Source organism: Actinoplanes teichomyceticus ATCC 31121 (assembly GCF_003711105.1).
In the GTDB taxonomy this organism is placed as follows: Bacteria; Actinomycetota; Actinomycetes; order Mycobacteriales; family Micromonosporaceae; genus Actinoplanes; species Actinoplanes teichomyceticus.
On sequence record NZ_CP023865.1, the window covers coordinates 1,852,580 to 1,866,399 of the forward strand.

The 13,820-nt window shown below is 69.7% G+C and carries 13 protein-coding genes; 10 read left to right on the plus strand and 3 right to left on the minus strand.

The features are described 5' to 3' along the window. Positions 1-3: 3 nt before the first annotated feature. The 9 genes from ACTEI_RS08460 (at position 4) to ACTEI_RS08500 (ending at position 10,021) form a co-directional block, all read left to right on the plus strand. On the plus strand, positions 4-954 hold the full coding sequence (locus ACTEI_RS08460; protein WP_122977139.1) for a branched-chain amino acid ABC transporter permease: 951 nt from the start codon (positions 4-6) through the stop codon (positions 952-954). After that, the gene (locus tag ACTEI_RS08465; protein WP_122977140.1) at positions 951-2,054 is read left to right on the plus strand and encodes a branched-chain amino acid ABC transporter permease; all 1,104 of its coding nucleotides are present in this window, start codon (positions 951-953) and stop codon (positions 2,052-2,054) included. The genes ACTEI_RS08460 and ACTEI_RS08465 overlap by 4 nt, the downstream gene beginning before the upstream one ends. A 131-nt stretch (positions 2,055-2,185) precedes the next feature. Beyond that, complete coding sequence (locus tag ACTEI_RS08470; protein ID WP_122981996.1) at positions 2,186-2,941, plus strand: ABC transporter ATP-binding protein; 756 nt, start codon at positions 2,186-2,188, stop codon at positions 2,939-2,941. Next, positions 2,931-3,641, plus strand: coding sequence for an ABC transporter ATP-binding protein (locus tag ACTEI_RS08475; RefSeq protein WP_122977141.1), 711 nt, complete (start codon positions 2,931-2,933; stop codon positions 3,639-3,641). The genes ACTEI_RS08470 and ACTEI_RS08475 overlap by 11 nt, the downstream gene beginning before the upstream one ends. 32 nt (positions 3,642-3,673) lie before the next feature. After that, entirely contained in the window at positions 3,674-4,576 is a 903-nt protein-coding gene (locus ACTEI_RS08480) for an ABC transporter substrate-binding protein (protein ID WP_122977142.1), read from the plus strand. 10 nt (positions 4,577-4,586) lie between these two features. Further along, on the plus strand, positions 4,587-5,600 hold the full coding sequence (locus tag ACTEI_RS08485; RefSeq protein WP_122977143.1) for an amino acid ABC transporter permease: 1,014 nt from the start codon (positions 4,587-4,589) through the stop codon (positions 5,598-5,600). Between the two features lie 5 nt (positions 5,601-5,605). Then, entirely contained in the window at positions 5,606-6,358 is a 753-nt protein-coding gene (locus tag ACTEI_RS08490; protein WP_122981997.1) for an amino acid ABC transporter ATP-binding protein, read from the plus strand. Positions 6,359-6,412: 54 nt separating this feature from the next. Beyond that, the gene (gene polA, locus ACTEI_RS08495; protein ID WP_122977144.1) at positions 6,413-9,109 is read left to right on the plus strand and encodes a DNA polymerase I; all 2,697 of its coding nucleotides are present in this window, start codon (positions 6,413-6,415) and stop codon (positions 9,107-9,109) included. Between the two features lie 585 nt (positions 9,110-9,694). Continuing rightward, positions 9,695-10,021 (plus strand): ArsR/SmtB family transcription factor, encoded by a 327-nt coding sequence (locus tag ACTEI_RS08500; RefSeq protein ID WP_372443227.1) that lies wholly within the window; start codon positions 9,695-9,697, stop codon positions 10,019-10,021. On the opposite strand, the gene ACTEI_RS08505 is transcribed toward ACTEI_RS08500, so the two are convergent. The 3 genes from ACTEI_RS08505 to ACTEI_RS08515 form a co-directional block, all read right to left on the minus strand. Next, complete coding sequence (locus ACTEI_RS08505; protein ID WP_239082249.1) at positions 10,022-10,345, minus strand: DUF3140 domain-containing protein; 324 nt, start codon at positions 10,343-10,345, stop codon at positions 10,022-10,024. Then, positions 10,338-10,550, minus strand: a complete 213-nt coding sequence (locus ACTEI_RS08510; RefSeq protein WP_122977146.1) for a hypervirulence associated TUDOR domain-containing protein — start codon at positions 10,548-10,550, stop codon at positions 10,338-10,340. Before ACTEI_RS08510 ends, ACTEI_RS08505 begins: the two co-directional genes overlap by 8 nt. Before the next feature lie 321 nt (positions 10,551-10,871). Continuing rightward, positions 10,872-11,705: a class I SAM-dependent methyltransferase gene (locus ACTEI_RS08515; RefSeq protein ID WP_372443228.1), complete on the minus strand. Its 834-nt coding sequence runs from the start codon at positions 11,703-11,705 to the stop codon at positions 10,872-10,874. Between the two features lie 304 nt (positions 11,706-12,009). Between ACTEI_RS08515 and rpsA the strand changes: the two genes are divergently transcribed. Next, entirely contained in the window at positions 12,010-13,503 is a 1,494-nt protein-coding gene (gene rpsA / locus ACTEI_RS08520; protein WP_122977148.1) for a 30S ribosomal protein S1, read from the plus strand. Positions 13,504-13,820 lie beyond the last annotated feature (317 nt).

A 13,820-nucleotide genomic window follows, 5' to 3' on the forward strand; every position in this document is an offset into this window, starting at 1 on the left:
CTTGTGAATTTCTCCGGTCTGATTCAAGACTTCGGGCCGCTGACGATCACCGGCCTGGCACAGGGCGCCATCATCGCCCTGTTCGCTCTCGGCTACACCCTGGTCTACGGCGTCCTCCGGTTGATCAACTTCGCCCACTCCGAGGTCTTCCTCGTCGGCACCTTCGCCTGCCTCATCGTCTGGGGCTTCTTCGGCCTGGACCAGAACTCCGCGACCCCGGGACTGCTCGGTGTCCTGGGCTATCTCGCGATCGGCCTGCTCGCGGCCATCGTCGCGTCCGGGGTGACCGCGCTGGCGGTCGAGCTCGTGGCGTACCGCCCGCTGCGGCGGCGCAACGCCCCGCCGCTGGCCTTCCTGATCACGGCGATCGGCGCCTCGCTGTTCATCTCCGAGGTGGTCGGTGTGCTGACCGACCGCAACCAGCGCGGTGTCCCGCCCCTGATCGTGCAGAAGGACGTGGTGTCCTTCGGCAACACCCACATCACCAACCTGCAGATCCTCATCATCGTGCTGGCGCTGGTGATGATGTTCGCCCTGGACCGGTTCATCAACCGCTCCCGGCTGGGCCGCGGCATCCGTGCCGTGGCGCAGAACCCGGACGCGGCCGCCCTGATGGGCGTGAACAAGTCCCGGGTGATCTCGCTGGTCTTCCTGATCGGCGGCCTGATGGCCGGCATCGCCGCGGTGATGTACGACCTGAAGATCGGCGCCACCAAGTTCGACGCCGGCTTCCTGCTCGGCATCGAGGCCTTCACCGCCGCGGTGCTGGGTGGCATCGGCAACCTGCGCGGGGCGCTGCTCGGCGGCCTGCTGCTCGGCCTGCTGCAGAACTACGCGGCCAGCCTGCTCGGCTCGGAGTGGCTGCACGCGGCCTCGTTCGTCGCGCTGGTGCTGATTCTGCTGTTCCGCCCGACCGGCCTGTTGGGTGAGTCTCTGGGGAGGGCCCGGGCATGAGTGTCGCCACTGACAAGCGCAACGGCGGCGCGGTCCGCGGCTGGCTCGGCCGGCAGCCGCTGCCGGTCCGGCTGGCGCTGGTCGCGCTGTTCGTCGTCGCGGGGTACCTGCTGCCCTACGTCGGCTCGATCCCGGTGATCGGCCCGCAGATCGTGACGCAGGGTATCGACTGGCCGAGCGCGCTGTTCAACATGTCGTACTACGTGCTGCTCGCGCTGGGCCTGAACGTCGTGGTCGGCTTCGCCGGCCTGCTCGACCTCGGGTACGTCGGCTTCTTCGCCGTCGGCGCGTACGTGACCGCGCTGCTGACCTCGCCGGACAGCATCCTGCACACCGAGTGGGCGTGGCTCGCGTCGATCCCGATCGCGCTGGCCGTGACCATGCTGGCCGGTGTCCTGCTGGGCTGGCCCACGCTGCGGCTGCGCGGTGACTACCTGGCGATCGTGACGCTGGGCTTCGCCGAGATCATCCGGATCGTGGCCACCAGCACCGAGGTGCTGCGCGGCGAGCGCGGGTTCAGCAGCATCCCGCACCCGCCGGGGCAGGGCTCGGACGGCAAGCCGATCTTCGGGGTGGCCGACGCGACCCCGTACTTCTGGCTCGGGCTGACCGTCATCCTGCTGGTCATCGTCGGCGTCCGGAACCTCGACCGCAGCCGGGTCGGCCGCTCCTGGCTGGCCATCCGGGAGGACGAGGAAGCCGCCGAGCTGATGGGCGTGCGCACCATCAAGTACAAGCTGTGGGCGTTCGCGATCGGCGCGTTCATCGGCGGCCTGGGCGGCATCATCTGGGCCGGCAACCAGAACTTCATCAACTCGGCGACGTTCCAGCTGCAGTTCTCCATCCTGGTGCTGGCCGGCGTCGTGATGGGTGGTTCCGGCAACATCGCCGGCGCGATCCTGGGCGGCGCGCTCATCTCGTACATCCCGGACCGGCTCCGGGGCATCGAATTCGGCGACACGGACCTCTACGAGTACCGGTTCGCGATCTTCGGCGCCGCGATCATCCTGATCATGGTGTTGCGGCCGCAGGGCCTCATCCCGAGCCGCCGCCGCGCGATGGAGCTGAAGGACCGGCAGAAGGAGGTGGCTCCGCAGTGAGCGAGCCGCACATCGAAACGCCCGAGGAACTGGACCGGGCGAACGAACGGCCGGTCGACGAGCCGGCGCCGAGCGGCTCGGCCCCCGAGTCGCGGCCCACCCCCGAGGCGGCCGGCGACGTCCTGCTGGAGATGGACGACGTCACCCTGCGCTTCGGCGGCGTGGTGGCGCTCGACGGGGTCAGCTTCGCCCTGCGCAAGGGCGAGATCTTCGGTCTGATCGGCCCGAACGGCGCCGGCAAGACCACCTGCTTCAACGCGATGACCGGGGTGTACCGGCCGACCAGCGGGGCCATCCGGTTCCAGGGCCAGTCGATCGTCGGTAAGAAGAAGCACGAGATCACCCGCAGCGGGATCGGCCGGACCTTCCAGAACGTCCGGCTCTTCCCCGAGATGACCGCGCTGGAGAACGTGATGGTGGGCGCCGACGCCCACTTCAAGACCAGCGTGCTCGGCGCGCTGTTCCGCCTGCCGCGGTTCTGGCGCGAGGAGCGCGAGGGCCGCGAGAAGTCGCTGGAGCTGCTGCGGTTCGTCGGCATCGAGCACCGCGCCGGCGAGGTGAGCCGTAATCTCTCGTACGGCGAGCAGCGGCGGCTGGAGATCGCGCGGGCGCTGGCCACCAACCCCACCCTGCTCTGCCTGGACGAGCCGGCCGCCGGCTTCAACCCGGCGGAGAAGGAGGACCTCCTCAACCTGATCCGCAAGATCCGGGACACCGGCGTCACCGTCCTGCTGATCGAGCACGACATGCGCCTGGTGATGGGGGTGACCGACCGGATCGTGGTGCTGGAGTTCGGCAAGAAGATCGCCGAGGGCACTCCGGCCGAGGTGCGTGAGAACCCGGCGGTCATCGCCGCTTACCTGGGAGTGCCGACCGATGCTGCTTGAGCTGAAGGACATCACGCTGCTGTACGGGCGGATCCAGGCCCTGCACGGCATCAGCCTGACCGTCGGCCAGGGTGAGATCGTGGCGCTGATCGGCGCGAACGGCGCCGGCAAGTCGACCACCATGCGGGCCATCTCGGGGCTGCGCCCGGTGGCCCAGGGCTCCATCGTCTTCGACGGCGAGGACATCACCAAGCTGCGCGCCGACCTGCGGGTGGTGCGCGGGGTGTCCCAGTCGCCCGAGGGCCGGGGCATCTTCCCGGGCATGACCGTGCGGGAGAACCTGGAGATGGGCGCCTACACCCGGCGCAACCGAACCGAGATCAACGAGGACATGGAGCGGGCGTTCACCCTGTTCCCCCGCCTCAAGGAGCGGGAGAAGCAGGTCAGCGGCACGATGTCCGGCGGCGAGCAGCAGATGCTCGCGGTCGGCCGGGCGCTGATGAGCCGGCCCAAGCTGCTGCTGCTCGACGAGCCCTCGATGGGCCTCGCCCCGATGCTGATCCAGCAGATCTTCGACATCATCGTCGAGATCAACCAGCAGGGCACCACGGTGCTGCTGGTCGAGCAGAACGCGCAGCAGGCGCTGTCCCGGGCGCACCGCGGTTACGTGCTGGAGACCGGCCGGATCGTCAAGGAGGGCACCGGGCAGGAGCTGCTGCACGACCCCGCCGTCAAGGACGCCTACCTCGGCGTCGCCTAATCTTCGCTCTGCAAACCCCTCTAGGAGTACCCATGTTCCGCATCACCCCCGGCCGGCGGGCGATCCTCGGCGTGGCCGTCGCGGCGGCGCTGACCGTGTCGCTGTCCGCATGTGGCGAGGAGTCCGACACCAGCACCGGCGCCGGCACCGCGCCCAGCGCCGCCGCTGACACCTCGCTCGCCGACAAGGTTCCGGCCGACATCAAGGCCGCCGGCAAGCTGGTCGTCGGCACCGACTCGACGTACGCGCCGAGCGAGTTCATCGACACCGACGGCAAGACCGTCATCGGCTTCGACGTGGACCTGTTCAACGCGGTCGGCCAGAAGCTCGGCCTGACCACCGAGTGGCAGTCCGCGACGTTCGACAGCATCATTCCGGGCGTCAGCACCGGGAAGTACACCGTCGGTGTCTCCTCCTTCACGATCAACCCGGACCGGCTGAAGGAGGTCAACATGATCTCCTACTTCTCCGCGGGCACCCAGTGGGCGGCCAAGACCGGCTCGACGCTCAACCCGGACGACGCGTGCGGCAAGAAGATCGCCGTGCAGACCGCGACCGTGCAGGCCGACGACATCGCCGAGCGGTCGAAGAAGTGCACCGAGGCCGGCAAGCCGAAGATCACCATCGACCAGTACCAGAAGCAGTCGGACGCCACCAACGCCGTGGTCACCGGCAAGGACGAGGCCATGCTGGCCGACTCGCCGATCGTGGCGTACGCGGTGAAGCAGACCAACGGCCAGCTCGCCCTGCTCGGCGACATCTACGACTCCGCGCCGTACGGTTACGCCGTGGACAAGAAGCAGACCGAGTTCGCGGACGTCATCGCCGAGGCCGTCAAGGCGCTCATCGCCGACGGCACCTACAAGACGATCCTCGACAAGTGGGGCGTCGGCGCCGGTGCGATCACCGCGCCCGCGGTGAACCCGGCCGCCTGATCGTCCCGGCATGACGCAACCGACAACCGAGCGGGCACGGCCTGAGGCGATCAAGGCCGTGCCCGTCCGGCACCCCGGCAGGTGGGTGGCGATCGCCGTGCTGGCGGTGCTGGTCGCCATGTTCCTGCACCTGATCCTGACGAACGCCGGGTTCCGCTGGTCGTTCATCTTCCTGTCGTACGCCGAGGGCAAGCGCGGCGTGATGTTCACCGAGCCGGTCCTGGAGGGCCTGCGCGGGACCATCCTGCTCACCCTGTTCTCCATGCTGATCGGCATCGTGCTCGGCATCGTGGTCGCGATCATGCGGCTCTCGCCGAACCGGGTGCTCTCCACCGTCGCCTGGGCGTACACCTGGTTCTTCCGGGCCGCGCCCCGGCTGGTGCTCGCGGTGATCTTCGGCAACCTGAACATCCTCTGGACCCGGATCGGGTTCGGGCTGCCGTTCGGCGAGCAGATCGGCGCCCTGTTCGGGATCGACAACTTCGACGGGCAGATCTTCAGCATCAAGTCGACCGACCTGCTCGCCGGGTTCGTGGCCGGCATGATCGCGCTGGGTCTCTCCGAGGCGGCCTACATGGCCGAGATCGTCCGGGCCGGCATCCAGTCGATCGACCCCGGGCAGTCCGAGGCGGCGGTGGCCCTGGGCATGTCCCGCGGCCAGGTGCTGCGCCGGGTGGTGCTGCCGCAGGCGATGCGGGTGATCGTGCCGCCGACCGGCAACGAGGTCATCGCGATGGTCAAGGACACCTCGCTGGTGGCCTACGTGCCGGTGACCGGCGAGCTGTTCTTCCAGCTCCAGCAGGTCCAGGCGCGTACCTTCGTGGTCCTGCCCTGCCTGGTGGCCGCCCTGATCTGGTATCTGATCATCTGCAGCGTGCTGATGATCGTCCAGTACTTCGTGGAACGGCACTTCGGCAAGGGGTACGGCACGGCCGGCAAGGCCCGCCAGCGGCTCCGCGACCTCCAGGTCGAGCAGGGCGGGCGCATCACCACCCAGACGAATCCCGGGGGAGGTGCGTTGTGACCGAGATGATCCGCGCGGAGAACGTCCACAAGTCGTTCGGCTCGCTGGAGGTCCTCAAGGGCGTCGACCTGACCGTGCCGCAGGGCGGGGTGAGCTGCGTGCTCGGCCCGTCCGGGTCGGGCAAGTCGACGTTCCTGCGCTGCATCAACCACCTGGAGAAGCTCAACGCCGGCCGCATCCTGGTCGACGGTGAGCTGGTCGGTTACCGCGAGCGCGGCGGCAAGCTGCACGAGATGAACGAGCGGGACATCGCCCGGCAGCGGCAGGCGATCGGCATGGTGTTCCAGCGGTTCAACCTCTTCCCGCACATGACCGTCCTGGACAACGTCATGGAAGCCCCCTGCCGGGTCAAGCGGGAGAACCGGTCCGAGGTGCGCGAACGCGCCCTGGCGCTGCTGGACCGGGTGGGTCTGGCCGCCAAGGTCGACAACTACCCGGGCCAGCTCTCCGGCGGTCAGCAGCAGCGGGTGGCCATCGCCCGGGCCCTGGCCATGCGGCCCAAGGTGATGCTCTTCGACGAGCCGACCAGCGCGCTGGACCCGGAGCTGGTCGGTGAGGTGCTCGAGGTGATGAAGGGCCTGGCCCGGGACGGGATGACGATGGTCGTGGTCACCCACGAGATCGGCTTCGCCCGGGAGGTGGCCGACGAGGTCGTCTTCATGGACGGCGGTGTGGTCGTCGAGAAGGGCCCGCCGAGCGAGGTCATCACGAATCCGCAGCAGGAACGTACCAAGGCATTCCTGAGCAAGGTGCTGTAAAGCGGGCGGGGCGGTCGGCAAACCTGTCGGAGGTCGGGTCTAGAGTTCCCAGACGTGAGCGACGACGCAACGACCCCCCGCCTGCTGCTGCTCGACGGCCACTCGCTGGCCTACCGGGCCTTCTTCGCGCTGCCCGTGGACAACTTCTCCACGCACACCGGCCAGCCGACCAACGCGGTGTTCGGCTTCACGTCGATGCTCATCAACATGCTGCGCGACGAGAAGCCGACACACATCGTGGTCGCCTTCGACGTCTCCCGGGTCTCCTTCCGCACCGAGCTCTACGCCGACTACAAGGCCGGCCGCTCCGAGACGCCACAGCCGTTCCAGGGTCAGGTCAGCCTGATCAAGGAGGTGCTGGAGGCGCTGCGCATCCCGGTGGTCGAGAAACCCGGCTACGAGGCCGACGACGTCATCGGCACCCTCGCCTGCCAGGGCCGCGACGCCGGCATGGAAGTGATCATCTCCACCGGCGACCGGGACGCGTTCCAGCTCGCCGACGAGCACATCACCATCCTCTACCCGGTGCGCGGCGTCTCCGAGGTGCGCCGCATGACGCCCGCCCTGATCGAGGAGAAGTACGGCGTGCCCCCGCACCGCTACCGCGACAAGGCGGCGCTGGTCGGGGAGAAGAGCGACAACCTGCCGAACGTGCCGGGCGTCGGCGACAAGACCGCCGCCAAGTGGGTCAACGAGTACGGCGGGCTGGACGGCCTGGTGGCCCGGGTCGACGAGATCAAGGGCCGCGCCGGGGAGAGCCTGCGCGCCAACCTCGCCAACGTGCTGCGCAACTACGAGATCAACAAGCTGGTCTGCGACCTGGAGCTGCCGCTGCGGCCGGAGGACGCCCGCTGGGCCGGCTGGGACCGCGAGGCGGTCCACCAGCTCTTCGACGCGCTCGAGTTCCGGGTGCTGCGCGAGCGGCTGTATTCGTACCTGGAGTCGGTCGAGCCGGAGGCCGAGTCCGGCTTCGACCTCGACGGCCGGGTCCTGCGCTCCGGTGAGGTGGCCGGCTGGCTGGCCGAGCACGCCGCGAGCGCCCCGGTCGGCGTCGCCGTCACCGGCACGTTCGGGCGCGGCACCGGCCAGGTCACCGGCATCGCGGTGGCCACCGGCAGCGGCCCGGCCGCCTGGTTCGACCCCACCGCGCTGGACGAGGACGACGAGCGTGCCGTCGCCGCCTGGCTCGCCGACCCGCAGCGGCCCAAGGTGATCCACGACGCCAAACCGGCCCTGCTCGCCTTCCGGGCGCACGGCTGGCGGCTCGCCGGCGTCACCACCGACACCGCCCTCGCGGCCTACCTGGCCAAACCCGACCAGCGCGGGTACGACCTGACCGACCTCGCGCTGCGCTACCTCAAGCGCGAGCTGAAGGTCGACACGCCGGACGACGGCCAGCTCGCCCTCTCCTTCGACGGCGTCGACGAGGACCGCGCGGCCGAGGAGGGCGTGATGCTGCGCGCCCGCGCCACCCTCGACCTGGCGGACGTGCTGATCGCCGAGCTGTCCCGCGACGGCGGCGAGTCGCAGCGCCTGCTCGCCGAGGTGGAGCAGCCGCTGTCGGTGGTCCTCGCCGAGATGGAGGCTCAGGGCATCGCCGCGGACACCGACTACCTCTCCGAGCTGGAGGCACACTTCGCCGCCGAGGTGAAGGCGGCCCAGCAGGCGGCGCACGAGGTGGTCGGCCGCGAATTCAACCTGGGTTCGCCGAAACAGCTGCAGGAGATCCTCTTCGTCGAGCGCAACCTGCCGAAGACCAAGAAGATCAAGTCCGGGTACACCACCGACGCGGACGCGCTGCAGAGCCTGTTCGCGCAGACCGGCGACCCGGTGCTGGCCCACCTGCTGCGGCACCGTGACGTGGCAAAGCTCAAATCGACCGTGGACGGGCTGCTCAAGTCGGTCTCCGACGACGGGCGCATCCACACCACGTTCAACCAGACCGTGGCCGCCACCGGCCGGCTGTCGTCCACCGACCCCAACCTGCAGAACATCCCGATCCGTACCGAGGAGGGCCGCCGGATCCGCCGCGCCTTCGTCGTGGGCAGCGGGTTCGAGCAGCTGATGACCGCCGACTACAGCCAGATCGAGATGCGGATCATGGCGCACCTCTCCGAGGACGAGGCGCTGATCGCGGCGTTCAACTCGGGCGCCGACTTCCACGCCGCCACCGCGTCGTCGGTGTTCCACGTCGACCTGGCGGACGTCACCGCCGACCAGCGCCGCAAGATCAAGGCGATGAACTACGGCCTGGCGTACGGCCTGAGCGCGTTCGGCCTGTCGAACCAGCTCACCATCTCGACCGACGAGGCCCGGACCCTGATGGAGGAGTACTTCCAGCGGTTCGGTGGCGTGCGGGACTACCTGCAGGCCGTGGTCACCCAGGCCGGCAAGGACGGCTACACCGCCACCATCCTCGGCCGCCGCCGCTACCTCCCCGACCTGAGCAGCGACAACCGGCAGCGGCGCGAGATGGCCCAGCGGATGGCCCTCAACGCGCCGATCCAGGGCTCCGCGGCGGACATCATCAAGATCGCGATGCTGAAGGTGGACGCGGCGCTGACCAGCTCCGGGCTGACCTCGCGGATGCTGCTTCAGGTGCACGACGAGCTGGTCTTCGAGGTGGCGCCGGGGGAGCGGGAGGCGTTGGAGGAGCTGGTCCGCCGGGAGATGGGTCAGGCGTACCCGCTGGCCGTGCCCCTGGAGGTGTCGGTCGGACACGGCCGGGACTGGAACGGCGCCGACCACTGACCCTGGGGGAACCGCGTCCGCGCAGGCCTGGGGGAACCGCGTCCGTGCGGGCCCTGGGGGCCGCGTGGACGCGCGGGCCCAAGGGGACCGCGCCTGGGCCCACCCGTGGGGCCCGCGCCTGCGCGCGGGACCACGCGGTCCGTGCCTGCGCGCGTAATCCATTTCGGTCCGTCGGTCCGTCGGTCCGTCGGTCCGGCGATGCGGTAGGAGTCCGGCGGCGCGGTGCGGTGGTGGTCCGGCGGCGCGGTCTGGTCCGGCGGCGCGGTGCGGTGGCGATCCGGTGCCCGGGTGTCGTCCGGGCGGGTGATGATCGGTGGCTTTCCGGCTCGTTCGGGTCTTCCTGACCCCTTTCGGGGCACCCCGGAGCCATCGTGGCTTGCCCGGGTCTGCGAGGCTGGACCGATGTCGAGCCGATCGATGTCGATGGAGCAGACCGTAAGTCCGGCCGTGCCGCGTTCGACCACCTCGGCCGCCGGCGCCACCACGCCGCTCGTCCCACCCGAGCGCGCCCGGCTGGCGGCTGCCCCGCCCACCCGGGACGCCGGGTTCGGCGCCGCCCCCGCGGTGCGTGCCGGATTCCGCGGTGTGCCGGGCGTCTCGGCGGTCGGCGGCCTCGTGGCCGCGCCGCTGGAGACGTCCAGGGCGACGGCGTTCGCGGCGATGTTCAAGGCGCTCGGTGACCCGGTCCGGCTCCGGCTGCTTTCGATGATCGCCTCGGCGCCGGCCGGCGAGATCTGTGTCTGCGACCTCAGCGGCGCGTTCCACCTGACCGGCCCGACCATCTCGCACCACCTGCGCATCCTGCGCGAGGCGGGCCTGGTCGACAGCGACCGCCGTGGCACCTGGGTCTACTACCGCGCCGTCCCGGCCACCCTGATCCTGCTGGCCGGGCTGCTGCACACCCCCGCCTGATCAGTCCTTGAGCGGGTCGTGGCCCCAGTTCATCAGGGAGTACCGCCACTTCGTCTCGGTGATGTCCCCGTCCGGGCGCTGAGCGAGGTGGCGGTGCACGTACCCGATCACCTTCCGCATGTGCTGCTCGTCGTCAGCGGTCAGCGCCGACTTCTTCTTCCCGAGCAGCCCGACGATCTTGCGGCCGGAGTCGTGTCCCACGGACTCGGATCCGGCCGACGCCTTCTGGCCGACCGCCTGCGACTGCTCGCTGTCGAGCCACTTGCGCAGGTCGGCGGCGCTCATGTTGACCGCCGCGCGGAACTCCTCATACACCTCAGTCACGTCGCAACGCCCCCGGCTTGTGCACCGCGTCGTGCCCGGTCTTGTCACTGCGTACCCGGTACTGCGGCTCGTCCTTGGACGCGGCGACGGTGCGGCCGGCGGCCTCGGTGCGCTCGGTGATCTTCTCTTCCACGGTGCCGTGTACGTCCTCGCCGTGGCTGCGCCAGGTGACCTGGTCGCCCTTCTTCAGCTCGTCTTTCGCCATCAGTCGCGGATACCCGGCCCCGGACCGGAAAAACCGCCCGCCGGGCGCCGCCGCGCAGGTGTGCCGGGGGCTGAGGAGTAGGGTCGCCGCCGCGCAGGTGTGCCGGGGGCTGAGGAGTAGGGTCGCCGCCGCGCAGGTGTGCCGGGGGCTGAGGAGTAGGGTCGCCGCCGCGCAGGTGTGCCGGGGGCTGAGGAGTAGGGTCGCCGCCGCGCAGGTGTGCCGGGGCCGAGAAGTCCGGCCGCGGTCGCGTAGGCGTGCCGGGCCGGGAAGTCCAGCCGTCGTCACGCCGACGTGCCGGGGCCGGAAAGCCCCGGCCGCCGTTCAGTGCGCGGGCAGGTCGCAGACGAAGATCGCGGTGCCGGGGAAGAGGCGGCCGCGCAGCGGGCTCCACTGCCCCCAGGTCTCCTCGTGGCCCTCCGGCCACTCCGGTTCGACCAGGTCGCGCAGCACGAAACCGGCGCCCACCAGCTCCCGGATCCGGTCGCCGAGGGTCCGGTGCTGCTCCAGGTAGGTGAGCCGGCCCCGCTCGTCGCGTTCCACGTACGGCGAGCGGTCGAAGTACGAGTTGCGTGCGACCAGGCCGCTCTCGTCCGGCTCGTCCCAGAAGACCCACCGCATCGGATGTGTGACGGAGAACACCCAACTCCCGCCGGGCCGGAGGACCCGGGCCACCTCGCGCATGGCGGCGGCGGAGTCGGCCACGAACGGGATGGCGCCGAAAGCGGTGCAGACGATGTCGAACGACGCCGCCCGGAACGGCAGCGCGAGCGCGTCCGCCTGCACCAGCGGCACCCGTACGCCGCTGCGGTCCGCCGCCTCGCGGGCATGCCGCAGCATGCCCGCGGACAGGTCCATCGCGATCGGCTCGGCGCCCTGCAGGCGCAGCCACCGGGCGCCGGCCGCGGCCCCGGCGCCGAGCTCCAGGACCTTCTTTCCCCGTACGTCACCGAGCAGTCCCGCGTCCGCCTCGCGCAACCGCTCGGGGCACCAGACGAAGTCCACGTCGCCGAGGAAGGCGCCGTGCTCGTCCTGGTAGTCGTCGGCGTCGAGGTCCCACCAGGCACGGTTGGCGTGGCGCGTCTCATCCTCGGTCACGCGGCGGTGCGAGGGCGTCTCGATGGTGGGGATCTCGGTCACCCGACCACGGTACGACAGGCGCGTCGCACGCCCTGAATTAGTCTAAAACGGGCATGATGACGGGTTGCGACCGAACAATGTGCCGCGCTCATCAGGAGGGCTTGCAACCTGTGGTAATGCGCACGGTAAGCTAGTCGATGCGCTCGCGGAACGTGTGCCTCGGCAGGGAGCAGGTTCCGTGGTCGCCGGTCTTGGCATGATCGACTGGCAATGATCTGACTGCTCCTGGGTTGGTCGTCTCGTTCGCTCGTGCCGCTTCCGGTGGCAGTTCCGTCGAGTGCGAGAGACACCACGAATCCATCCGTTCGGAGCAACTGTCCACATGACGAGCAGCATCGAGGCCACCTCGAGCGCCAACAAGGTCACCGTCGACGACCTCGGCTCTGAGGAAGCTTTCCTCGCAGCCATCGACGAGACCATCAAGTACTTCAACGACGGCGACATTGTCGAAGGCACCGTCGTCAAGGTCGATCGGGACGAGGTCCTGCTCGACATCGGCTACAAGACCGAGGGCGTCATCCCCTCGCGCGAGTTGTCGATCAAGCATGACGTGGACCCCGCGGAAGTGGTGTCGGTCGGTGACCACATCGAAGCCCTCGTCCTCACGAAGGAGGACAAGGAAGGCCGTCTGATCCTCTCGAAGAAGCGCGCTCAGTACGAGCGGGCCTGGGGCACCATCGAGAAGATCAAGGAGGACGACGGCGTCGTCCGCGGCTCGGTCATCGAGGTCGTCAAGGGTGGTCTCATCCTCGACATCGGCCTCCGTGGCTTCCTGCCGGCCTCCCTGGTCGAGATGCGTCGCGTCCGCGACCTGCAGCCGTACGTCGGCCGCGAGCTCGAGGCGAAGATCATCGAGCTGGACAAGAACCGCAACAACGTGGTCCTGTCCCGCCGCGCCTGGCTCGAGCAGACGCAGTCCGAGGTCCGCACCGAGTTCCTCAACAAGCTGCAGAAGGGCCAGGTCCGCAAGGGCGTCGTGTCCTCCATCGTCAACTTCGGCGCCTTCGTGGACCTGGGTGGCGTGGACGGCCTGGTGCACGTCTCCGAGCTGTCCTGGAAGCACATCGACCACCCGTCCGAGGTCGTCGAGGTCGGCCAGGAGGTCGAGGTCGAGGTCCTGGACGTCGACCTGGACCGCGAGCGCGTCTCGCTGTCGCTGAAGGCGACCCAGGAGGACCCGTGGCGGCAGTTCGCCCGGACCCACGCGATCAACCAGATCGTCCCGGGTAAGGTCACCAAGCTGGTTCCGTTCGGCGCCTTCGTCCGCGTGGACGACGGCATCGAGGGCCTGGTGCACATCTCCGAGCTGGCCGAGCGGCACGTCGAGCTGCCCGAGCAGGTCGTCCAGGTGGGCTCCGACGTCCTGGTCAAGGTCATCGACATCGACCTGGAGCGTCGCCGGATCTCGCTGTCGCTCAAGCAGGCCAACGAGGGCTTCGTCGAGGGCGAGGAGCACTTCGACCCGACCCTCTACGGCATGGCCGCGACCTACGACGCCGAGGGCAACTACATCTACCCGGAGGGCTTCGACCCGGAGACCGGCGAGTGGATGGAAGGCTTCGAGAAGCAGCGCGAGGCCTGGGAGAAGCAGTACGCCGAGGCGCGCGAGCGCTGGGAGGCCCACACCAAGCAGGTCCAGGCGAGCCGCGAGGCCGACGCCGACGCCGCGCTCAACCCGGCTCCGGCCGGCGGCGTGACCTCCTCCTCGTCGAGCTCGCCGGCCCCGGCGCGCGCCGCCGAGGAGCCCGCGGGCACCCTGGCCACCGACGAGGCCCTCGCCGCCCTGCGCGAGAAGCTGGCCGGCGGCAAGAGCTGAGTCACCCGGTTGCTCCGGTGATTCTGTTCCGGTAACAGCGTGAAAGGCCGTCCCGACCTCAGGTCGGGGCGGCCTTTTCGCTTCCCTGCCCGGGACCGCTCCGAGGCGGACGCGCGCCGGTCTCCCGGCCGTGGGCCCCGGATGCGCGGCGGTCGCCCCGGCCGGCTCCCCTCCTGGTCGGCTCCCCTCCTGGTCGGCTTCTCGCCTGGTCGGCTCCCCGCGTGGTCGGCTTCTCGTCCGGTCGGCTCCTCGTCCGGTCGGCTCCTCGTCCGGTCGGCTTCTCGCCCCCGGGGGGCGATCCGTCCCCGCGGTCGCGT

Bases quoted from the DNA above. Each gene is read 5' to 3' on its own strand.
- ACTEI_RS08465 (WP_122977140.1), top strand. From the start codon at position 951: ATGAGTGTCGCCACTGACAAGCGCAACGGCGGCGCGGTCCGCGGCTGG.
- ACTEI_RS08470 (WP_122981996.1), top strand. From the start codon at position 2,186: ATGGACGACGTCACCCTGCGCTTCGGCGGCGTGGTGGCGCTCGACGGG.
- ACTEI_RS08475 (WP_122977141.1), top strand. From the start codon at position 2,931: ATGCTGCTTGAGCTGAAGGACATCACGCTGCTGTACGGGCGGATCCAG.
- ACTEI_RS08480 (WP_122977142.1), top strand. From the start codon at position 3,674: ATGTTCCGCATCACCCCCGGCCGGCGGGCGATCCTCGGCGTGGCCGTC.
- ACTEI_RS08485 (WP_122977143.1), top strand. From the start codon at position 4,587: ATGACGCAACCGACAACCGAGCGGGCACGGCCTGAGGCGATCAAGGCC.
- ACTEI_RS08490 (WP_122981997.1), top strand. From the start codon at position 5,606: ATGATCCGCGCGGAGAACGTCCACAAGTCGTTCGGCTCGCTGGAGGTC.
- ACTEI_RS08510 (WP_122977146.1), bottom strand. From the start codon at position 10,550: ATGGCGAAAGACGAGCTGAAGAAGGGCGACCAGGTCACCTGGCGCAGC.
- rpsA (WP_122977148.1), top strand. From the start codon at position 12,010: ATGACGAGCAGCATCGAGGCCACCTCGAGCGCCAACAAGGTCACCGTC.